At 26.8% G+C, this 22,209-nt stretch carries 17 protein-coding genes and 2 pseudogenes; 4 read left to right on the plus strand and 15 right to left on the minus strand.

Annotated features, from left to right (window positions below; genetic code table 11):
• Nucleotides 1–50 precede the first annotated feature (50 nt).
• Nucleotides 51–656: a dephospho-CoA kinase gene (gene coaE, locus XW81_RS00955; RefSeq protein WP_075474053.1), complete on the minus strand. Its 606-nt coding sequence runs from the start codon at nucleotides 654–656 to the stop codon at nucleotides 51–53.
• A 135-nt stretch (nucleotides 657–791) separates the two neighbouring features.
• Between coaE and XW81_RS00960 the strand changes: the two genes are divergently transcribed.
• The 4 genes from XW81_RS00960 (at nucleotide 792) to lpdA (ending at nucleotide 7,710) form a co-directional block, all read left to right on the plus strand.
• Nucleotides 792–1,841, plus strand: coding sequence for a GMP reductase (locus XW81_RS00960; RefSeq protein ID WP_075474055.1), 1,050 nt, complete (start codon nucleotides 792–794; stop codon nucleotides 1,839–1,841).
• A gap of 381 nt (nucleotides 1,842–2,222) precedes the next feature.
• Entirely contained in the window at nucleotides 2,223–4,889 is a 2,667-nt protein-coding gene (gene aceE / locus XW81_RS00965; RefSeq protein WP_075474056.1) for a pyruvate dehydrogenase (acetyl-transferring), homodimeric type, read from the plus strand.
• A gap of 8 nt (nucleotides 4,890–4,897) precedes the next feature.
• Nucleotides 4,898–6,154: a 2-oxo acid dehydrogenase subunit E2 gene (locus tag XW81_RS00970; protein ID WP_075474058.1), complete on the plus strand. Its 1,257-nt coding sequence runs from the start codon at nucleotides 4,898–4,900 to the stop codon at nucleotides 6,152–6,154.
• A gap of 137 nt (nucleotides 6,155–6,291) precedes the next feature.
• Nucleotides 6,292–7,710: a dihydrolipoyl dehydrogenase gene (lpdA, locus tag XW81_RS00975; RefSeq protein ID WP_075474060.1), complete on the plus strand. Its 1,419-nt coding sequence runs from the start codon at nucleotides 6,292–6,294 to the stop codon at nucleotides 7,708–7,710.
• 276 nt (nucleotides 7,711–7,986) lie between these two features.
• Here the strand turns inward: lpdA and XW81_RS00980 are convergent, their stop codons facing one another.
• From XW81_RS00980 to XW81_RS01040, 14 genes and pseudogenes are all read right to left on the minus strand, one after another.
• Nucleotides 7,987–8,706 carry a 5'-methylthioadenosine/adenosylhomocysteine nucleosidase gene (locus XW81_RS00980; RefSeq protein ID WP_075474061.1) on the minus strand — a complete coding sequence of 240 codons (720 nt, stop codon included), beginning with the start codon at nucleotides 8,704–8,706 and terminating at the stop codon, nucleotides 7,987–7,989.
• A gap of 39 nt (nucleotides 8,707–8,745) precedes the next feature.
• A complete protein-coding gene (erpA, locus tag XW81_RS00985) occupies nucleotides 8,746–9,078 on the minus strand; it encodes an iron-sulfur cluster insertion protein ErpA (protein WP_075474062.1) in 333 nt (110 codons plus the stop codon).
• A 98-nt stretch (nucleotides 9,079–9,176) separates the two neighbouring features.
• Entirely contained in the window at nucleotides 9,177–10,337 is a 1,161-nt protein-coding gene (ftsZ, locus tag XW81_RS00990; RefSeq protein ID WP_075474063.1) for a cell division protein FtsZ, read from the minus strand.
• 28 nt (nucleotides 10,338–10,365) lie between these two features.
• Nucleotides 10,366–11,625, minus strand: coding sequence for a cell division protein FtsA (ftsA, locus tag XW81_RS00995; protein ID WP_075474064.1), 1,260 nt, complete (start codon nucleotides 11,623–11,625; stop codon nucleotides 10,366–10,368).
• Between the two features lie 20 nt (nucleotides 11,626–11,645).
• Nucleotides 11,646–12,272 carry a cell division protein FtsQ/DivIB gene (locus XW81_RS01000; protein WP_195182286.1) on the minus strand — a complete coding sequence of 209 codons (627 nt, stop codon included), beginning with the start codon at nucleotides 12,270–12,272 and terminating at the stop codon, nucleotides 11,646–11,648.
• Between the two features lie 122 nt (nucleotides 12,273–12,394).
• A complete protein-coding gene (locus XW81_RS01005; RefSeq protein ID WP_075474067.1) occupies nucleotides 12,395–13,315 on the minus strand; it encodes a D-alanine--D-alanine ligase in 921 nt (306 codons plus the stop codon).
• Nucleotides 13,316–13,320: 5 nt separating this feature from the next.
• Nucleotides 13,321–14,778, minus strand: a complete 1,458-nt coding sequence (murC, locus tag XW81_RS01010; protein ID WP_075474069.1) for a UDP-N-acetylmuramate--L-alanine ligase — start codon at nucleotides 14,776–14,778, stop codon at nucleotides 13,321–13,323.
• A 61-nt stretch (nucleotides 14,779–14,839) separates the two neighbouring features.
• Nucleotides 14,840–15,891: pseudogene (gene murG / locus XW81_RS01015) on the minus strand (undecaprenyldiphospho-muramoylpentapeptide beta-N-acetylglucosaminyltransferase).
• A 2-nt stretch (nucleotides 15,892–15,893) separates the two neighbouring features.
• Nucleotides 15,894–17,075 carry a cell division protein FtsW gene (ftsW, locus tag XW81_RS01020; protein WP_075474071.1) on the minus strand — a complete coding sequence of 394 codons (1,182 nt, stop codon included), beginning with the start codon at nucleotides 17,073–17,075 and terminating at the stop codon, nucleotides 15,894–15,896.
• Nucleotides 17,072–18,379 carry a UDP-N-acetylmuramoyl-L-alanine--D-glutamate ligase gene (murD, locus tag XW81_RS01025; RefSeq protein ID WP_267471149.1) on the minus strand — a complete coding sequence of 436 codons (1,308 nt, stop codon included), beginning with the start codon at nucleotides 18,377–18,379 and terminating at the stop codon, nucleotides 17,072–17,074. The genes ftsW and murD overlap by 4 nt, the downstream gene beginning before the upstream one ends.
• A 23-nt stretch (nucleotides 18,380–18,402) precedes the next feature.
• Nucleotides 18,403–19,480 (minus strand): annotated as a pseudogene (mraY, locus tag XW81_RS01030) (phospho-N-acetylmuramoyl-pentapeptide-transferase).
• Nucleotides 19,461–20,093, minus strand: a complete 633-nt coding sequence (locus tag XW81_RS02890) for a glutamate ligase domain-containing protein (protein ID WP_228860888.1) — start codon at nucleotides 20,091–20,093, stop codon at nucleotides 19,461–19,463. Before XW81_RS02890 ends, mraY begins: the two are co-directional and overlap by 20 nt.
• A complete protein-coding gene (locus tag XW81_RS02895; RefSeq protein ID WP_228860889.1) occupies nucleotides 20,083–20,847 on the minus strand; it encodes a UDP-N-acetylmuramoyl-tripeptide--D-alanyl-D-alanine ligase in 765 nt (254 codons plus the stop codon). The genes XW81_RS02890 and XW81_RS02895 overlap by 11 nt, the downstream gene beginning before the upstream one ends.
• Complete coding sequence (locus XW81_RS01040) at nucleotides 20,844–22,022, minus strand: UDP-N-acetylmuramoyl-L-alanyl-D-glutamate--2,6-diaminopimelate ligase (RefSeq protein WP_075474074.1); 1,179 nt, start codon at nucleotides 22,020–22,022, stop codon at nucleotides 20,844–20,846. The genes XW81_RS02895 and XW81_RS01040 overlap by 4 nt, the downstream gene beginning before the upstream one ends.
• Between the last annotated feature and the right edge of the window lie 187 nt (nucleotides 22,023–22,209).

Consider the following 22,209-nt stretch of genomic DNA (forward strand, 5'->3'; position numbering starts at 1 on the left):
AGTATTTTTTTTATTTATGAAAATTGTTTTTATAAAAGTCTATTTATTTCTTAAATTATACTTTTTGATAATTTTAAATAATGCTCATTTAAATTTTTTGCATGCATTTTTAAAATTTTTATTGTTTTAGTATTATTTATAATATCGTTAGCAAATAGGAAACGTTCTTCTCGAGTTACTTGAGAAGATATAATTAATTTAGCTTGTATTTTGTCAATTTTGTCTCTTTTTGTGATTCTTTTTATTTGTTCACTTACAGGTGTGTCTATTAATAATATTCTATTTGCGTATTTATAAAGTTTCATTTCTATTAATAAAGGAACTACCCATAAGCACCATGGAGTTTTTACAATGTTTAAATCTTCTTTCATTCTTTTAATTATGATTGGGTGCAATATTTTTTCTAACCATGATTTTTCTAAGTTATGAGAAAATATGTAATTTTTTAAATATTTCCTATTTATCGTCTTATCTATGTTTAAACATTTTGGTCCAAATTTATTTAAAATTTCATTAATTACGTTTTTGTCATTTTTTAAAACGTTTCTTGTAATTATGTCAGCATCTATTATTTTTATGCCAATCTTTTCGAACAAGTTAGATATGGTAGTTTTTCCACTACCAATCCCTCCAATAAGCGCTACAATGTAAGTCATAAAATTTAAATGTAAAATTATATTTATCTAATTGAAATTTATAAGTATATTTTATTATGTAGCAATAGAATTAATTGTAAACTATTTCTTGAAATAGAACACATTTTTTTATTTAACATTAGAGATAATTAATTTATGCGTATTGAAGAAGATGTTAAATTAGGATTTAAAGATGTTCTTATACGTCCAAAACGTTCGACATTAAAAAGTAGATCTCAAGTTGATTTAACTCGCAATTTTACATTTAAAAATTCCGGAAAAGTTTGGACAGGGATTCCTTTAATAGCTTCTAATATGGATACTGTAGGAACTTTTCGTATGGTTCGAGTATTATCATCTTTTCATGTTTTGACTGCAGTGCATAAATATTATTCGTATACACATTGGAAAAACTTTGTTTGTAGCATTTCTGAAACTTTATTAAAATATGTCGTTGTTTCTACCGGAATGTCAGAAAATGATTTTATAAAGTTAAAAAAAATTTTTTCTTTATCATCTAAATTGCAATATATTTGTATAGATGTTGCTAATGGATATACTGAGCAGTTTGTTGCTTTTTTAAAGAGAGTTAGAGAATATTTTTCAGATAAAATTATTTGTGCAGGAAATGTAGTTACTGGAGAAATGGTAGAAGAACTAATTTTATCTGGTGCTGATATAGTTAAAGTAGGTATTGGTTCTGGATCTGTTTGTACTACTCGCGTAAAAACTGCAATAGGATATCCACAATTGTCCGCTATTATTGAATGTTCGGACGCTGCTCATGGATTAGGTGGACAAATTATAAGTGATGGAGGTTGTATTGTATCAGGAGATATAGCGAAAGCATTTGGAGGAGGATCAGATTTTGTAATGTTAGGAGGAATGTTGGCGGGACATGATGAATGTGAAGGACAAATCATCGAAGAAAACCATAAACAATATATGATTTTTTATGGTATGAGTTCTAAATCTGCTATGGATCGTTATATTGGTGGCGTAGCTAGATATAAAGCTGCAGAGGGGAAATCAGTAAAATTATTGTTTCGTGGTACGGTTGATAAAACTATACGTGATATTTTAGGAGGACTTCGTTCTACATGTACTTACGTAGGCGCTTCAAGTTTAAAAGAGTTAACAAAAAGAACAACATTTATTAAAGTAACTGAACAAGAAAACCAAGTATTTAATGATGAAGAGATATAAAAATATATTTTCAAGTACGTCTGAGTGTATGAATTGAGTTGATTTTATTTTTTATTAAGAGTTTTAAACTTTTTTATTGATAAATGACTTTTCAGGATTAATTTAGCTTTCACATTTACAATATTTTTGCATAGAAATTATGTTTTTATAACTTTAAATTTTACAAATATATTAAATGTTAGAAACTTTTTTAATCTTTAACGTATAAAAATTTTTTAAACTGTTTTGAGTTGGCATTTTTGTTAATTATGAATTTTATTTTTTAAGATTGGTATTTTTACATTGTTATATTTATTTTTGATAATAAATTTTTGAAAATTTTTTTTTGATGATATAAAGAATTAAAAAGTAGATTATTTTTATAATTTACGAGGAACATGTATGAAAACATTATTGTTTAATGACGTAGATCCTATTGAAACAGATGATTGGATAAAAGGAATTGAATCAGTTATTCGAGAAGAAGGTGTTGAGCGAGCAAGTTTTATTGTTAATGCTATTGTTGAGAGATTAGGAAAAGAAAATGTAAAAATTTTAAAAAATGAGATAATTAGTGATTATATCAATACTATATCTGATTTAGAAGAACCAACATATCCAGGAAATTTATTTTTAGAATATAAAATATATTCTGTAATAAGATGGAATGCAATAATGATTGTTCTTCGAGCTTCTAGAAAAGAATTAGATTTGGGTGGTCACTTGTCTTCTTTTCAATCAGCAGCTGCAATTTATGAAGTGTGCTTTAATCATTTTTTCCGTGCTCGAAATGAAAAATATGGCGGAGATTTAGTATATTTTCAAGGTCATGTTTCTCCAGGAATTTATTCTCGTGCATTTGTCGAAGGTCGAATTGACGAAGAGCAATTAGACAATTTTAGACAGGAAGTTAATGGAAATGGCCTTCCGTCTTATCCACATCCAAAATGTATGCCTAACTTTTGGCAATTTCCTACGGTTTCTATGGGGCTTGGCCCGTTGTGTGCTATTTATCAAGCAAAGTTTTTAAAGTATTTACACAATAGAAATTTAAAAAATACATTTAATCGAAAAGTTTATGCTTTTTTAGGAGATGGAGAAATGGATGAGCCAGAATCTAAAGGAGCAATTTCTATAGCTGTTCGAGAACAGTTAGATAATTTAATTTTTGTTGTAAATTGTAATTTGCAACGATTAGATGGTCCAGTTATAGGAAATGGAAAGGTTATTAATGAATTAGAAAGTATTTTCAAAGGTTCTGGATGGGAGGTTATTAAAGTTATTTGGGGAAGTGAATGGGACGAGTTACTAAAAAAAGACTCTTCTGGGAAATTAATACAATTAATGAATGAAACTTTAGACGGAGATTATCAAACTTTTAAATCTAAAAATGGTGCTTATGTAAGAAAACATTTTTTTGGAAAATACAAAGAAACTGTGAGTTTAGTAGAAGACATGACAGATGAACAAATTTGGAGTTTAAATAGAGGAGGTCATGATTTTAAAAAAATTTATGCAGCTTTCAGAAAAGCAAATGCTATTTCAGGAAAACCAGTGATAATATTAATGCATACTGTAAAAGGTTATGGACTGGGAAATATTGCAGAAGGCAAAAATATTGCACATCAACTTAAAAAAATAGATGAAAGAGATATTCGTTATATTCGTGATAAATTTTGCATTTCAGTAGAAGATAAAGATCTCAGTTCTTTGCCTTATGTTAGTTTTAAAATTGATAGTGAAGAATATAAATATCTTCACAATAGGAGAAGAGAGTTAGGAGGATACATTCCGTATCGTTCTTCTCGATTTACCGAAAATTTAAAATTACCACAGTTAAGCGATTTTCAGACTCTTTTAATTGAACAGAACAAAAAAATTTCTACTACTATAGCATTTGTACGTATTTTAAATATTATTTTGAGAAACCCTTTCATCAAAAAAAAAATAGTTCCTATCATTGCAGATGAAGCAAGGACGTTTGGAATGGAAGGATTATTTCGTCAAATAGGAATTTACAATGCAAATGGTCAAAAGTATACTCCTCAAGATCAAGAACAATTAGCTTATTATAAAGAAGATAAACAAGGTCAAATTTTGCAGGAAGGAATAAGCGAATTAGGTGCATTCTCTTCTTGGTTAGCAGCAGCAACATCTTATAGTACTAATAATTTTCCTATGATTCCATTCTATATTTATTATTCTATATTTGGATTTCAGAGAATAGGGGATATGTGTTGGGCAGCAGGTGATCAACAAGCTCGGGGATTTCTAATAGGAGGCACTTCAGGAAGAACTACTTTAAATGGAGAAGGATTACAACATGGAGACGGTCATAGTCATATTCAAGCATTAACTATACCTAATTGTATATCATATAATCCTGCATATTCATATGAACTTGCAGTAATTATTCATGATGGTTTACATAGAATGTATGGTAATTTGCAAGAGAATATTTATTATTATATTACTACACTTAATGAAAATTACAAAATGCCTGCTATGCCTGTAGGGTCCGAAGAAGGAATTCGAAAGGGAATTTATAAATTAAAAAGTTTAGGAAAAACTAAAATTAAAATTCAATTATTAGGATCGGGTTCTATTTTAAAATGTGTTTTCAAAGCTGCTTCAATATTGTTTAAGCAATATAATGTCAGTTCGGATATTTATAGCGTAACATCTTTTACTGAATTAGCTAGAAATGGACAAGATTGCGAACGCTGGAACTTATTAAATCCAACAAATAAGAACAAAAAGATTCCTTATATTACTAAGGTAATGAACAGTTTTCCTGCTATTGCCGTTACTGATTATATGAAACTTTTTGCGGAACAAGTGCGAGCTTATATACCTGGAGTTAGTTATCATGTGTTAGGAACAGATGGTTTTGGACGTTCTGATAGTAGAAAAAATTTGCGTAGATATTTTGAAATTGACGAATTTTATATAGTTGTTGCTGCTTTAGTTGAGTTATCTAAATCTAATTATTTTGACAAAAATATTGTCAATGATGCTATTAATCGGTTTAACATTGATAAAACTAAAGTAAATCCAAGACTAGAATAGGAGGTACAATGGATATTGAGATTCGAATTCCCGATCTTGGAACAGATGTCTTAGAAGTAGTAGAAATATTAGTAAAAATAGGGGATTTCGTAAAGAAAGATGACTCTTTAATTACTGTTGAAGGACAGAAGACGTCGTTAGAAGTTCCTTCAACACATTCTGGAATGATAAAATCTATTTTGGTTACAATAGGACAACAAGTAAAAACTGGTTCTTCTATTGTTATACTTGAAAAATATGAAAGAGACAATGAATTAAAAATAGATAATTCTTTTCATTTAAAATCTTTAGATTCTGGATTGAAAGTTAGTAACTGTAATGAGATGTTTTTGAACAAAAATAGTAATAATTTGACAAGTTTAGTTCATGCAACTCCTACTATTCGCAGATTAGCTAGACAATTGAACATTAATTTAGGAAAAGTTAAAGGCAGTGGTAGAAAAGGTCGAATTGTTCAGGAAGATATTATATCATATGCAAATAAAATATTAAAAAGAGAGTCAGACAATGTCATTTCAGAAAATAAAACTAAAGATTGTGTTAATTTTTCTAACAAATTTGGAAAATTGTCTGAGTTGTATTTAACAAAAGTTCAACAGACTTCCGGAAAACATTTGTCTAAAAGTTGGTCTATAATTCCTCATGTAACACAATTTGGAAGCTCGGATATTACGGAGTTAGAAAAGTTTCGTCAAAAATACAATTCTAAACTACATAGTGAAAACTTGAATTCCAAGTTAACTATTTTAATTTTTGCAATGAAAGTAGTAGCACAATCATTAAAAATTTTTCCTAAATTTAATAGTATTTTGTGTCCTGATACTAATAGTAGATTAATATTAAATCAAAGTATTAATATAGGTATTGCAATAGATACTGAAAACGGGCTATTAGTACCTGTTATTAATGATGTTGATAAAAAAAATTTATCCACGTTGTCTACTGAATTAAGTTTATTATCGAAAAAAGCAAAATTAGGAAAATTAACTTTAGCTAATACAGTTGGTGGGGGTTTTACAATTTCAAATTTAGGTGGAATTGGTGGAGCACAGTTTACGCCTATTATAAATTGTCCAGAAGTAGCAATTCTTGGAATGTCTAAGGCTTTAATACAACCGTTTTGGGATGGTAAAGAATTTAAACCACGTTTGATATTACCATTATCTTTATCATATGACCATCGTGTTGTAGATGGAGTAGAAGCTGTGCGATTTATTAATTTTATTAGTACAGTTTTGTCAGATATTAGGTTGTTGATAATTTAACCATTTTGTGCACTTTTTAGAAATATAAATTTGTTTGTTAGTTTAAGTGATCGTCTTATTCTAATAGGTAATTGAGTAATTTTTAAATGTTTCAAATTGTTTTTAATGTTTATAAGTTTTTCAAAATGGATAAAAATATGACATATAAAAAAATGCAAACTCAAGTGGTAGTAATTGGATCTGGTCCTGCAGGGTACTCTTCTGCATTTCGATGTGCAGATTTAGGTTTAAGTACTGTTTTAGTAGAGAGATATGAAAATTTAGGTGGAGTTTGTCTCAACGTTGGTTGTATTCCTTCTAAATCTTTGTTACATATTTCTAAAGTTGTGAAAGATGCTAAAAGTTTATCTGATACAGGCGTTCAATTTTTAGAGCCTATAGTTAATTTGGAAAAGGTTCGTGAGTGGAAGAATAAGATTATTAATAATTTGAATATTGGTATAAAAAGTATGGCAGAAAAACGTAATATAAAAATTATCGTTGGAACTGCTAAATTTTTAAGTGTTAACAGTATTTTTGTAGAAGGGAATAAGGAAAGTGTTATTTTGGATTTTGAAAATATAGTTTTAGCTGTGGGTTCTTCTCCTAAACGTTTATCATATGTTCCATCTAATGATCCTAGAGTTTGGGATTCTACTTCTGCATTATCTATTTCAAATATACCAGAGAAATTATTAGTTATTGGTTCTGGAATAATTGGTTTAGAAATGGCTACTTTTTATAGTTCCTTTGGAGCAAAAGTAGACGTTTTAGATAATTCTATGTATTTGCTACCTCATTTAGATAGAGATATTGTTGATTCTTTTTATAAGATCGCAAGTAAAAGTTTTAATATTTTTTTAAATTCTGAAATAAGTAAAATTGAATCAAATAAAGTAGGTTTTTTAGTATCAAAAATTGTTAATCAAAATATCAAAGAAGTTAAGTTATACAATGCTATTTTAGTATCAGTAGGAAGAGTTCCTAATTTAGATTCTTTAGAAATAGAAAAAGTAGGATTAAACGTTAATAGTCACGGATTTCTTGAAGTAGATGATCAATTGCGTACGGGAATACCAAATATATATGCAATTGGTGATATAACAGGTCAACCTATGTTGGCACATAAAGGAATTCATCAAGGTCGTATAGCTGCTGAAATAATTTCTGGAAAAAATCATTATTTTAATCCTTATGCGATTCCGTGTATATTATACACTGATCCGGAAGTTGCTTGGATAGGAATTACAGAGCAAGAAGCTATTAAGAAAGATATTAAATATGAAAGTGCAGTTTTTCCTTGGAATGCTTTGGGAAAAGCAATTTCTTCTAACTGTTCTAATGGAATGACTAAATTAATTTTTGATTCAAATACAAAAAAAATTATAGGTGGTTCTGTAATAGGAAGTAATGCCGGTGAATTATTAGGAGAAATTGGATTAGCAATTGAAATGGGATGTGATGCAGAAGACATTGAATTAACTATACATGCACACCCCACTTTATATGAATCTATAGGTTTATCAGCGCAAATTTTCCAGGGTACTGTTACTGATTTAATAAATTCAAAAAAGTAGTATTTATTTTAAATAGTGATAACATTTTTTAAAAATTATATAAATGATGTTTTTTAATTTTTAAATTAACTAATATGTAAATATTTGATATTTCATTAGCAATTTTAAAGTAGATTACTTTAAATATTATTTGAGTACTTTTTTTTTAGTCGTTTCTATGTATGATTGAAGTTTTAAAAAAAAATGTTATAACATATTATGTTGAGTTTTTCAGTGTATGGAACGTAAATTTGTTTTAATGATACTATGATAAACTTCTTAAAATAATTACATATTTCAAATTTTGAATTTATTTTCATAGATTTTTAAAAGATTTTTGAGAACTTTAGAATATTTTTTTGAAGCTGAATGTATGTTTTCTTTAAAATTTTTTGAAGCATGTCTGTCTGAATTGTCAGATATAACTTTGATAATTAAAAAAGGTTTTTTGAATTGGTAGCATACTTGAGCAATTGCTGTTGATTCCATATCTACAGCAATTGCTTTTGGAAAATATTTTTTTAGGTTTTGATGAAATGTTTTTTTATTAATAAATGTATCTCCACTTATTATAAGATTTTTTTTGTAACTCAGCGAAAACTTTAAAATACATGTTTCAGCTAATTTTAACATTTTTTTATCTGTTAAAAATGATTGAGGTAAATTTTGCATTTTCCCTAGATTGTATCCAAAAGCAGTTAAATCAACGTCGTAATAACATGTGCTATTAGGAAGTATTATATGTCCAGGTTTGAGATCTTCTTGTAAACTTCCTGCTGTTCCAACATTAATTATTAAATCTATTTTATAGACACTTAATAGAATAGTGCAAGACATACTAGATGCAACTTTTCCAACATTTGATTTTACTAATATGATGTTTATGTTATTTAATTTTCCTATATAGAATTTTTTTCCAAAAATTATTTCTTTTTTATGAAATTGAATTTTTTTATGAAGAATAGCGATTTCTTGATTTAGTGCACCAATAATTCCAAATGTAATATTTTTTTTCATATTTTATTTATAAAAAGATTTTTTATACAGTTTTAATTTTTAAACACTAAATGAAGCTCCACAACTACAAGTAGTTTTTGCTTTTGGATTAAATATAACAAATTTTGAACCCTTTAAATTTTCTTGGTAATCTATTTTACCTCCTGTTAAATATTGAAAACTAATAGGGTCAACAATAATAGAGACCCCTAATTTAGTTATAATTATATCGTCAATATTCTCTTTTTTATCAAATATAAAATTATATTGAAATCCACTGCATCCACCTCCTGTAATATAAATTCTTAATTTAAAATTGCACATTGTGTTCTTAGTAATAGAATTAATTTTTTCAATGGCTGCATTAGAAAGAGATAGTTCAAATTGTTTCATTTTGAATATTTCCTGTTTAATATTAATACATCTATGTTAAAAGCTTAATTTTATGAGAATAAATAGATAAAATTCTAAAATTTAATAATGTGCAAATTTTATTTTGATTTTTTTCTTAAAAATGCTGGAATATCTAAATAATTAGTGCTATTTTCTTTTAACAATAGTTTTTTTTTGATTTTTTCATTTTCATTGTGTGTCATACTTTCTGATTTATGTAAAATAACGTTATTGTTTTTTGTAAAGTTAAATGGGATTTTGTTAAATTTCGTATTTTCCCAATGTTGTAATTTTTCTGATTTTTTATTTATTTCAATTCCTGTCGCTACTACTGTTACGCGAAGAGTATCATTCATTTCGATGTCTAATGAAGTTCCGATTACTACGGTAGCATTATCTGAAGAAAAAGATCGAATGATGTTTCCTACAGTTTCGAATTCGTCAAGTTTCATGTTAAATCCAGATGTAATGTTTACTAAAATTCCTTGTGCTCCAGATAAGTTGACGTCTTCTAGCAAGGGACTAGAAATAGAAATTTCTGTTGCTTCTTTAGCTCTATTTTCTCCAGAAGAAATTCCAGTTCCCATCATAGCATATCCCATTTCAGACATTACAGTGCGTATATCAGCAAAGTCTACGTTTATTAACCCAGGTTTAGTGATAAGATCGGCTATTCCCTGGACAGCTCCTTTTAATATATTATTGGCTGAACTAAAAGCATCTAACAGTGAAATACCTTTACTCAATACTTGTAATAATTTATCATTAGGAATTATGATTAAAGAATCAACATGCTTTGACAATTCTGTAATTCCCTGATTAGCATAAACCATTCTTTTTTTTCCTTCGAAATTAAACGGTTTTGTTACTACAGCTACTGTTAAGATTCCTAAATCTTTTGTTATTTCTGCAATAACTGGTGCTGCGCCTGTTCCAGTTCCACCCCCCATTCCAGATGCTATAAAAACCATGTCTGCACCATCTAATACTAGTTTTAAATTTTCTTTGTCTTCTTCAGCAGCGTTTTTTCCAATTTTAGGATTAGCTCCAGCTCCTAATCCTTTTGTTATGTTATTCCCAATTTGTATAGTTTTTCCAACTTCTATTTTTCTCAAAGCTTGTACATCTGTATTGACGGCTAAAAATTCTACACCTTCAATGTGTTCTTTCACCATATGTTCAACTGCATTTCCTCCACCTCCTCCTACGCCGATTACTTTAATTATTGCATCATTATTTTTTATTGCAGGTTCGAACATAAATTGATATCCATTATTTTATTAGAAATTATAGTTCATTTTTTATCCAACTATGAATATATTGTAACCATTTTGTAAATATATTTTTAGATCGATTATTTTTTTGGTAATTTTCATAATATTCTTTTCCATAAATTAATAGTCCTACTACTGTAGAATAGTTAGGTTCTTCAATGTTATTTGATAAGTTACCAATTTTTTTTGGTTTTCCTATTCTTATAGGCATATTAAAAATTTTTTTTGCACTTTTTTCAAATAGTTTTATTTTTGATGCTCCTCCTGTGAATACTATTCCTGCTCCAAGTTTATAATAATTATTAGATTTTTTAAGATTTTTTTGAACATTTAATATTTTTTCATTTATTAAATTTAGTAATTCAGTATATCTCGATTCAATTACTTCTATTAGTTCGTTTTGTCGAATGGTTCGAATTGGTTCGTTATTGATATTAGATATTTCGATATTTTTATATTCTTTTTTATTTATATACGTTGTTGCAGATCCGTATTGAATTTTTATCATTTCAGCTTGTAAAAATGGGATGTTGAATATGTAGGATATATCATTAGTTACAGAATTTCCAGCGTATGGAATAACACAGCTATGTTGGATTATACCATTTGTATGTATAGTAATGTCTATTGTTCCACTACCGATGTCTGCCATACACACTCCCATTTGACATTCGTCTTTTGTTAGTATTGCTTTACTAGAAGCTAGTCCTGAGAAAATAACACGATTTATTTTTAAATTGCATGTTTCTATTGCTTTAATTATATTCTTTTCTATTTCTGAAAAACATGTTATTAGATGAACTTTTGCTTTTATTCTTTTCCCAGATAATCCAATTGGGTTTTTTATACCTATCCATTTATCGATGGAGTATTCTTGTGGAATAATATGAATAATGTGATGTTCATTTTTAATTTTTACACATTTTGCAGTGTGTATAACATTATTTATATCTTCTTTTGTTACTTCATTTTCTAATATAGGTACCATTCCTACTTCATTTTGGCAATTTATATTTTGGTTAGACGTTGACAGATATACAGAATATATTTTACAGTCTGCCATATTTTCAGCTTGATTTATTGATTTTTTAATACATTTTATAATTGATTTTAAATCGTTTATTACACCTTTATTGATCCCAATAGAAGGACAAATTCCTACTCCAATAATATTAATTGTGTCATCTACTGATATTTCTCCTATCAACGTCACTACTTTAGTTGTTCCAATTTCTAATCCAACTATTAAACTTCTTTCTTTTTCTTTAATCATAGCTTTTTAGCCTATAGCTGTTATTTCCATCCTATTGCTATTCCTAATTTGTATCTGAGATCAATATATTTTATTTTTTTCTTTTTAACGTTTTCTTCACATTTTAAAATTTTCCAGATGTGCATTAATTTTTTTAAACGTGATATGTTATTTATTGAACCTAGAGCTATTTTAAGATTTTCATTAATGATGAGTTCCCATGAGTTATGTAATGTTACTATAATTGATTTCAAAGAAATATTATTTTCTGTTAATATATTTCTGATTATGATATAGTTATTTAATATTTTCGTTTGACTATCTTTCGGTCCATAAAAATGTGGAATATTTTTAATGTCTATTTTTTTAGGAATATCATACATCGTTCCTAATTTATCTAATACATATTTATCATTCCAATATGCTATTGGAATGATGTTTATAATATATATTATTAATGTGTTAGGCCATTTCCTTCTTACTATAACTTTTTTTACAAACGGTAAATTTTTCAATTTATTTTGTATAAAAGTATCATATTTAGACAAAAAATCGTTTGGTTTTTGAAGAGATAAAATGAATTTTATAATTTCTTTTTTGTTTAGATAACCAAATTGTCCTGAAATTATTAGATTAGAAAAATTTTTTTTTGAAAGTTGTTTTGACATTTTCAGGAGTGCAATACTATTAATTGTTATAAATAATAATATAAACATTAACGTTATATGTTTTAATAATATTAATATGTATTTTTTATTGATTGGACATTTCATTTTTATTTTTTATTATTTTAATTAGCTAGTTGTAGTATTTTTAACACTAATGATGGCATAGACATACCAACCTGTTTAGCTGCCATTGGCATTAAACTATTTTTAGTCATTCCTGGACATGTATTCATTTCTAGTAGCCAAAACTTTTGAAAGTTATCCATTATTAAATCGATTCTTCCCCATCCTACACACCCGAGAACGTTCCAGGCTTTTTTTACTATGTTTTGAAGTTCTTTTTCTTTTTTAGCGGTTAGTCCGCTTGGACAAAAATACTTTGTATTTTTAGAAAAATATTTTGATTCATAATTATAAAATATATTATTTGGACATATACGAATAGATGGAAATATTTTGTTTTCCAACATTCCAATAGAATACTCTGATCCATGTATAAATTTCTCAATAAGTATATCATCTCCATATTGAAACGCTATTTTGCAGGCATTATGTAGGTTTTCATATGAGTGAACCACATTTATACCAATACTAGATCCTTCAGTATTGGGTTTTATAATTAATGGTAATCCTAGAAACAAAACTTTATTTTTAAGATTTTTTTTTGTTTTTTTTATAAAGTTCTTTATGTTTATAAAATAATAAGGAATAATTGGTAAGTTAACACTTTTCCACAACAATTTTGTTTTCATTTTATCAATAGAAATTGCTGACGTTAATATTTTGCTTCCTGTATAAGCAATACTAAGGTGTGTTAATATTCCTTGAATAACTCCGTTCTCGCCATCCTTTCCATGAAGAGCAATAAATGCTTTTTTAAATCCTTGTTTTGGTAATTGAGAAATAGGAAAATATTTTGTATCTATAGGGTATGCGTTCATGTTAGATTCTAACAAGCAACGTAATATTTCATTTCCGGACAATAAAGATATATTTCTTTCGTTAGAATTCCCACCAAACAATACTGCTATTTTTTTATTCATGATAATTATTTCTTATTTATTTTTTTTAGATTTTTAATAATATAGTTTTCTATTATAGTGTTTATGTTTCCTGCTCCTTGTATTAAAATTAAATCATTTCCTGAAATTTTCTTGAGTAGTGCAAAAAATACGTTTTGATAATGAGATATCAATGTTATTGATTTTCCTTTATATTGAGAAATTTTTGTATATAGAGATATACTATCTGATCCTGGAATTTTAATTTCATTAGCAGGATATTCTTTTAAAATAATCAATTCATCCACTTTGAGTAACACTTTTATAAATTTTTTAAATAAGTAATGCGTTCTTGTATATCTGTGAGGTTGGAAAATCATTATTAATTTTTTTCTTGGCCATCCAGATTTAGCGGTTTTAATGCTAAAACAAATTTCATTAGGATGGTGTCCATAATCTTTTATAATAGTAAGTATGTTATTTTTAAACAACGGATTTTTAATTAAAAATTTTCCACATGATTCAAATCTTCTTTCGACACCTTGAAAATTTTTTAACGATTTTAGAATATCGATGTCGCTGATATTTTCTTTAGTAGCAATAGCTACTGCTGCTGTTGCGTTAAGAGCATTGTGTTTTCCTGGAACATTTAAAATTACATTTAATTTTGGCCTATTTTTTCTAATTATAGTAAAGTAACTTAAAAATTTTTTTTGCTTATATTTATTTATGCGCACGTCTGATTGTAAATTAAATCCATAAGTAATAACATTGCAACGTATAAGTGGAATTATATTTCTTGTGTTTTTGTTATCGATACATACAATAGCAATTCCATAAAACGGAAGGTTTTGAATAAATTTTATGAAAGCTAGTTTAAGATTCTCAAATTTTCCATGATAATTTTCTAAATGGTCGTCGTCAATATTTGTTATCACGGCAATGATAGGTCTTAAATACAAAAAGGAAGCGTCGCTTTCGTCCGCTTCTATTATGTGATAAGGACTGTTTCCTAGCTTGATAGTGTTTTGTATTTCTTTTGTATATCCTCCATTGATTATTGTAGGATCTAAATTGCCTTTCAAAAACATACTAAAAGTCATTGCAGTTACAGTAGTTTTCCCGTGTGTTCCAGATATTGCTATTGTATATTTGTATCTTGTTATTTCTGAAAGCATTTCACCTCTAGATATTATAGGAATATTTAAAATTTTTGATTGTATTACTTCGGGATTTGTTTTTAAAATTGCGCTGGATATAATTGAAACATCTACATTTTTAATATGTTCTTTTGAATGATTTAAAAATACTTTTGCTCCCAAAGTAGATAATCTTCTCGTAATACGAGTAGATTTTAAGTCAGAACCACTTATTTTATAACCATAAAGTAACAAAATTTCAGCTATGCCGCTCATACTTATACCTCCAATTCCTATAAGGTGGATATGATTTATGCAGTTCATGCTGAGAACAAGTTGATGACTTTTTTTTTTACTTATATTCATAATAATGTCGTACGGATTATTTTTTAAATTTCTTGAGTAAAAGAGTTTATTTGTATCATCTTCAGACTGTTTTTTCGATTATGTCGATAATATTGTTTATAGAATTAGTATGAATTTTTGAATGTAATCTTTTAGACATAGATATAATTCTTTTTCGATTTATCTTTTTTAAAATTTTAACTATTATATGCGTACTGAGAAATTTTTGTTCTATTATTATTGCTCCTCCTTTTAATTTTAGTGGATATGCATTCCAATATTGGTGCTTGTCTTTGTGAGGAAATGGAATAAATATAGCAGGTATTTTAATATGTTCGATTTCACTAACTGTAATAGCACCGGAACGACATATGATTATGTCAGCCCAGGTATATGCTTTTTCTATGTTTTTAACAAAACTTGTAATTTTGTATGGATAAATTTTAAATTTTTTATAGTTGTTTAAAGTTTCGGATTTATTGTTTTTTCCTGATTGATGCCAAGTTATGATTTTTTCTTTTAGGATGTATGATACTTCTGGAAATATAGAATTTAACATTTTAGATCCCTGACTTCCGCCTAAAACTAACGTTCTTATTGGTCCTGTTCTATTTTTTAATCGTGATATAGGATTTTTTAGATCAGTTATTTCTTTTCTTAATGGATTTCCTACTGTTTTTGCATTTAGCATCGTTTCGGGGAATGCTTGCATAACTTTAGTTGATAATTTAGAAAGTATTCTATTAGATAACCCTAAAATTCTGTTTTGTTCGTGAATCAGTAGTGGAATGTTATAAAAAATAGACATCAATCCTCCTGGAAGAGAAACATATCCTCCCATTCCTAATATTACATCTGGATTTATTTTTTTTATAATTAATCTAAATTGATAACACGAACGTAAAATTTGAAAAGATAATTTTATTAAACCAAAAAAGTTTTTTTTATTACATCTATATTAATGTATTCAATAGGAATTCTAGTTTTAGGAATTATTTCAGATTCCATACGATTACGAACTCCTACCCAAACTACATGCCACCCTTTTTTTATTAATTCATTAGCTATGGTTAGTCCAGGAAATATGTGTCCACAAGTACCGCCGGCCATGATAATTATTGTTTTTTTTTTCATATTTAGTTTAAGTAAAATTTATTTTTCATTTTCGTTTCAAAATCTATTCGAATCAATATAGAAATAGCAATACACATAATGATTGAACTAGATCCACCATAACTAATTAATGGCAAAGTTAGTCCTTTAGCTGGCACTAGACCAATAGTAGTTCCTATATTGATTAGAGTTTGTGAAATGAACCAAATTCCAATTGAAGTCGCGAAATATCCAGAAAAAATTTCATTATTTTTAAATGCATTTTTTCCAATTTTTAGAGCTCTAAAGGAAATGAAGAATATTATAAATAGTATAATACAAACTCCAAAACATCCTAATTCTTCCCCAATTATAGAGAAAATAAAATCGGTATGTGCTTCAGGTAAGTATTCTAATTTTTGAATAGAATGCCCTAAACCTACTCCAAAAATTTTTCCTCTTCCCAACGCCATAAGTGATTGTGTTAATTGATAACCTGTTCCAAATGGATCATTCCAAGGGTTCCAGAAAGAAAAAATTCTTTCAATTCGATAAGGAGTCATTATTATTAATACAAAAGTAATAATAATACTGATTAGTATGACAGGTATAAATTTCCAAATTTTTACTCCGGTGATAAATAATAAAGATAATATAGTTATGTAATATATTGCAACTGTTCCTAAATCTGGTTCTAATAATAATAATATTGATATAATAAATACTATTCCTATAGGTTTATAAAATTCCCAAAGACTATTAGTAATTTTCAGATGTTTACGTGATAAGTAATTAGATAAGTAGCAAAACATAGCAAGTTTTGATAATTCAGCTGGTTGTATATGTATAAATCCGACTTTTATCCATCTCAAAGAACCATTAATTGGATTGCTTATTGTTAATACTAATAGTAATAGCATAATTGATGTTAAAATAATTTTCCCACTGTTTCTTTTCCAAAATAATGTCGAAGTTTGAAGGGAAATTTTTGCTAATAATAAAGCTAATATTAAATATAAAAGTTCTTTTTTTGTAAAAAAAAATAAGTCGTTGTACATATGTTGAGCAATCGACATAGAAGAAGAAGTAACCATGATTAGTCCAATTAATAGAAGACTTATGGTGCACCATATTAATTGAATGTCATATAGTATATTCATATGATATGTTTTACGCTTTTTAAAATTTGTTTTAAGAATTCTTGATAAAAAATTTTTCAGTATCATTTGTATAGCTCTTTGACAAATTTTGTAAACATGTTTCCTCGTTCTTCAAAACTTGAAAATTGGTCTAAACTACTACATGATGGAGAAAGTAAAACTACATCTCCAGATTTAACTATTTTTTTTATGGATATTATTACATTTTTAAGTGTTTTTAAACATATAGATTTTTTTGGGCATAACTTTGCTAGTTCTTGTTCGCTTTTTCCATAACAATAAATTTTTATTTTTTCATTTTTTAAATATGGTATTAATGGAGAAAAGTTAGCTGATTTTCCATCTCCTCCTAATATTAATCTGATTTTTCCTTCTATATTTGGTAGAAAATTTTCAATAGCTGATTTTGTGCTTCCTATATTTGTAGATTTGGAATCATTAATCCATTTTACATTATTTTTTTCATATATCAGTTGAAGTCTATGAGGTAATCCGCAAAATTTTTTTAAAGATTTTAAGATAATTTCAATGTTTACATTTAAACTATGAACAATTGAAAAAGCGGACAATGCATTCATATAATTATGTTTTCCTGATATTAGTAATTCTTTGGTGTTTAATAGTTTTTTTGATTTGTAACATAACCAAAAATCGTTTAATATTTTTGTTAAGTGATATTCTCCTTTTTCTATACCTAATGTAATGCAATTTTTTTTATCAATATTATTATTTTTTAAAAATTCATCTTCGACGTTTATAATATATTTTTTTGCATGTTGATAAATTTTACATTTTGTTTTAACGTATTCCATCATTCCTATCGGATATCTATTCATGTGGTCAGGACTAATATTTAGTATAATAGCAACTTTTGCTTTTAAACTGTAAGTAGTTTCTAATTGAAAACTAGATAGTTCTAATATATATATTTCTGCAGGATAATTCAGTATTTTTAATGCAGGAATTCCAATATTACCTCCTATATAAACTTTTATTCCTGCTGATTTTAATATATTTTTAACCATTATAGTAACTGTACTTTTTCCATTAGACCCTGTAATTGCAATGATTGGAATATTAGTTTCTTTAACAAATATTTCGATATCTCCTATAATTTTAATTCCTTTTTCTCGTGCATATATTAATGCTGGATGGAATAATGGTATTCCAGGACTGGTAATAATTAAATTAGATTCTTGAATCCATTGATAGTTTATTGAACCTACATGATAAATAATATCTTTAAATTTTAGGACGTGAGCAATGCACTGTGGTTTATAATTGAAATCCATTATTTTAGGATAAATTTTTCTAGAAATAAAAAATTTTAAACAAGAAATTCCTGTAATTCCCATTCCAAGTATTAATATTTTTTTTTATGATAATAGTTCATTTAGCTAACCTTGAATATAAAAGTAAAACCTAATAATGTAAATATTATAGAAATTATCCAAAATCGTATTACTATCTTTGGTTCAGGAGTACCTTGTAATTCATAATGGTGATGAATTGGTGCCATTTTAAATATTCTTTTTTTCATAATTTTAAAATATATTATTTGAATGATTACTGATATAGTTTCAATAACAAAAGTACCACTCATAATAAAAAATATTATTTCTTGATGTAACAATATTGCTATAGTTCCTATAGCACCTCCTAAAGAAAGTGAACCGCTATCCCCCATGAATATGTTTGCAGGGTAAGTATTAAACCAAAGAAATCCTAAACTTGAACCTATAATAGCTGCGCCGAAAATAGCTAATTCGTTTATATGACTTACATACACGATATTAAAGTATTTAGAAAAATATAAATTTCCAGAAATTAAGGATAATAAGCATAGTCCTGAAGTTACAGCAATTACTGGAACAATAGCTAATCCGTCTAATCCATCTGTTAAGTTCACTGCATTGCTAGATCCTAATAGTGTTAAATATAATAAGAATGTGTATATAATACCAATTTTTATTATACAATTTTTCTGAATTGGAAGTATTACCTGCAAAAAGAAATTATTGTTAGTATTGTAACAAATCAAAATAATGAAAATAATAGTAATTACAGATAAAAAAAAATTTCCATCCAGACGATAAACCTTTTGATGTTTTAAAATAAACTTTTTTAAAATCGTCTACAACACCTATTGCTCCAAATCCTAGAAAAATTGTTAAGGTGTACCAAATATATATATTTGATAAGTTTGACCAAAATAAAACTGATATAGTAACAGAAAACAATATGAGTAGTCCACCCATAGTAGGTGTATTTTTTTTTACACTGTGTGTTTTTGGAGTATTACTTCTAATTTTTTGATAAATTTTATTTTTGTTTAAAAAATTAATAACATATGATCCAAACGCAAAAGATATGAATAATGCAGTTAACAAGCTGATAATAAAACGGTAAATTAAATATGTAAATTTGGTTGAATTTATATAATGAAAATATTTAATGATGATTAAAGCCATAATTATATTCCTGAATTATTTTGTTTACTAAATTTTCTAATTTCTCACTTCTAGATCCTTTTACCAAGATTGTAAATTCCTTATGCAAGAGCATTTTTTTAATTAAATAATTAACTAGTGTTTGATAAGAGTAATAATGGTTTCCTTTATTACTATACACGCTTATGTTCTTACTGAGTTCCCCAATACTTAAGACTTCATTTATATTTGAAATATACATGAAATTTCCAATGATTTTATGATATAAAATATCATCTTTTCCTAATTCAGACATGTTTCCAGAAATAAAAATTTTGTAGCCTGGCATGTTTTCTAGAACTTTAATTGCTGTGATCATAGACGCTACATTAGCGTTATAAGTGTCATCTATAATTGTTTTATTTTTATCTAATTTAATAATTTCTAATCTTCCTGGAAGTTTTGGGATTTTAGATAATCCGAGTTTAATTATTTTAATCGGAATTTTTAAAATTATTGCTATTGATATTGCAGCCAGAGCATTTGAAATATTATGAAATCCTAAAAGAGGTAAATTAACAATTGTTGTCCAATACGGAGAATGAAGTGAGAAAGAAGAACCTTGATTGCTAATAGAAATACGATTAGCAAACAATTGACTTTTTTTTTATTGAAAACCAAAAAACATTTTTATTTAAGACGTTTTTTTTCCATTTTGACCAATGGTGGCTTTCTGAATTGAATATAGCTGTACCTTTTTCAGATAATCCAGAACAAATTTCTTGCTTAGCTTTAGAGACGCCTAGAAATGATTTAAATCCGTCTAAGTGTGAGTGATAAATATTATTTATTAATACTATGTCGGGATTTGTTAGTTTTGTTGAATATAAAATTTCTTTAGGTTGATTAGCCCCCATTTCAATGATCGCAAATTTATGTGAATTGTCTAAGTTTAATAATGTTAACGGAACTCCAATGTTATTGTTTAAGTTTTTGAATGTTGATAGAGTATTTCCATAACACTTAAGTATAGATGCGGTAATTTCTTTTACAGATGTTTTTCCAGAAGATCCAGTTATTCCAATAATATTCGCTTTGCATTTTTTTCTAATCCAAGACGCTATTTTTCCTAAGGCTGATGTAGTGTTCTTAACAATTATTTGTGGTATTTTTGATTTAACTCTATGCTCTAATAATAATGCGGAAGCTCTTTTATTTATTGCTTCGTTAATAAAATCATGTGCATTAAAATTTTTTCCAATTAAAGCGATGAATAAACATTCTGAGACAATTTTTTTAGAATTGGTACTGATATTGTTAATTATTATATTGTTATTTTCTAGTGTATTTTTATTTACAAGAATTCCATTAGTAATTTTGCATAATTTTTTCAGAGATATTGGAATCATATTTTTCTTAATAAATTTTTAGTTATTTTATAATCGGAAAAAAAATGGTTTTTATTGTTTATAATTTGATATTTTTCGTGACCTTTTCCTAATATTGCGATACAGTCACAAATTTTTGCATTTTTTATAGCGAAATAAATAGCTTTCTTTCGATTCGGTATAATGTACGTTGTTTTTTTGCAATTACATCCTTTTACAATATCTTTAAAAATTTGTATTGGATTTTCATTTCTTGGGTTATCATTTGTTAGAATTATTTTATCAGTTATATTTTCTGCAATTTTTCCCATAAATGGTCTTTTTAACGTATCTCTTTCACCACCGCATCCGAAAATGCACCATATTTTGTGATGATATAAGTTACGAATAGTTTTTAGAACATTTTTAAAAGCATCTTCATTATGTGCGTAATCAATAATAACTAATGGTTTATTTAGAACTTTTAAAGTTTGCATTCTTCCCAAAATAGGTATTATATTTTTACATGTTTCTGTTAATTTGAAAATTGAATTTCCCAGTTTTAGCAATGCTGCTAAGGCTAATAATAAATTAGTAACATTGAAAAGTCCAATTAATTTACTTTTTAGTAAACCTGACCCCCAACTAGAGTTAAAATATATATAAGTATAATTTGTACAACGTACAATACGATATGCAAATATCCATTTTTTAAAAGATGAATAATTGAATTTTTTTTGAATACTTACAGCAATAGTATTTTTTTTTGGTAATGTTTTAATCCAATTTTTCCCAATGTAATCGTCAACGTTAATTATAAATGTTTTTATTTTATAATTAGATAGAAAGTGCCATTTTGATTGTGCATAGTTTGTAAAATTTTTATGATAATCTAAGTGATCTGATGTTACATTAGTTAGTATTGCTATAGAAAATTGTAAATTTGCTATTCTATTTTGTACTATTCCATGAGACGATATTTCCATAGTAATTGTTTTTATATTTTTTATTAACATTTTCTTAAGAAATTTTTGTATATTTTCATAAGATTCAGTTGTGTTTAAGGAAGGTTTCAGATTGTTGTATATTCCATTACCTAATGTTCCCATAATTCCAGTTTTGTTATTTAATAATTGATTCCATTGAGCAATAATATGGGTTACTGTGCTTTTTCCATTTGTTCCAGTAACTCCAATAAGAACGAGTTTTTGTGTCATATTTTTGTGATATTAATTTATATTATTTAAAAAAAAAGTATAAAACATTTGTATATATAGTTTAAAAACATTATAAACAATATATCTTTATTTCGTAAAATTTATTTTACATTGACAAAGGTAAAAATTTAAGCAATAGTTTTTAACAAAATAAAATATTTTGATACTTAAAATATAGATTTTAAAT

Origin of the sequence: Buchnera aphidicola (Schlechtendalia chinensis) (assembly GCF_001648115.1) — a bacterium.
Taxonomy (GTDB): Bacteria; Pseudomonadota; Gammaproteobacteria; order Enterobacterales; family Enterobacteriaceae; genus Buchnera_B; species Buchnera_B aphidicola_N.

Bases quoted from the DNA above. Each gene is read 5' to 3' on its own strand.
- coaE (WP_075474053.1), bottom strand. From the start codon at position 656: ATGACTTACATTGTAGCGCTTATTGGAGGGATTGGTAGTGGAAAAACT.
- XW81_RS00960 (WP_075474055.1), top strand. From the start codon at position 792: ATGCGTATTGAAGAAGATGTTAAATTAGGATTTAAAGATGTTCTTATA.
- aceE (WP_075474056.1), top strand. From the start codon at position 2,223: ATGAAAACATTATTGTTTAATGACGTAGATCCTATTGAAACAGATGAT.
- XW81_RS00970 (WP_075474058.1), top strand. From the start codon at position 4,898: ATGGATATTGAGATTCGAATTCCCGATCTTGGAACAGATGTCTTAGAA.
- lpdA (WP_075474060.1), top strand. From the start codon at position 6,292: ATGACATATAAAAAAATGCAAACTCAAGTGGTAGTAATTGGATCTGGT.
- XW81_RS00980 (WP_075474061.1), bottom strand. From the start codon at position 8,706: ATGAAAAAAAATATTACATTTGGAATTATTGGTGCACTAAATCAAGAA.
- erpA (WP_075474062.1), bottom strand. From the start codon at position 9,078: ATGAAACAATTTGAACTATCTCTTTCTAATGCAGCCATTGAAAAAATT.
- ftsZ (WP_075474063.1), bottom strand. From the start codon at position 10,337: ATGTTCGAACCTGCAATAAAAAATAATGATGCAATAATTAAAGTAATC.
- ftsA (WP_075474064.1), bottom strand. From the start codon at position 11,625: ATGATTAAAGAAAAAGAAAGAAGTTTAATAGTTGGATTAGAAATTGGA.
- XW81_RS01000 (WP_195182286.1), bottom strand. From the start codon at position 12,272: ATGTCAAAACAACTTTCAAAAAAAAATTTTTCTAATCTAATAATTTCA.
- XW81_RS01005 (WP_075474067.1), bottom strand. From the start codon at position 13,315: ATGAATAAAAAAATAGCAGTATTGTTTGGTGGGAATTCTAACGAAAGA.
- murC (WP_075474069.1), bottom strand. From the start codon at position 14,778: ATGAATATAAGTAAAAAAAAAAGTCATCAACTTGTTCTCAGCATGAAC.
- ftsW (WP_075474071.1), bottom strand. From the start codon at position 17,075: ATGATACTGAAAAATTTTTTATCAAGAATTCTTAAAACAAATTTTAAA.
- XW81_RS02895 (WP_228860889.1), bottom strand. From the start codon at position 20,847: ATGATTCCAATATCTCTGAAAAAATTATGCAAAATTACTAATGGAATT.
- XW81_RS01040 (WP_075474074.1), bottom strand. From the start codon at position 22,022: ATGACACAAAAACTCGTTCTTATTGGAGTTACTGGAACAAATGGAAAA.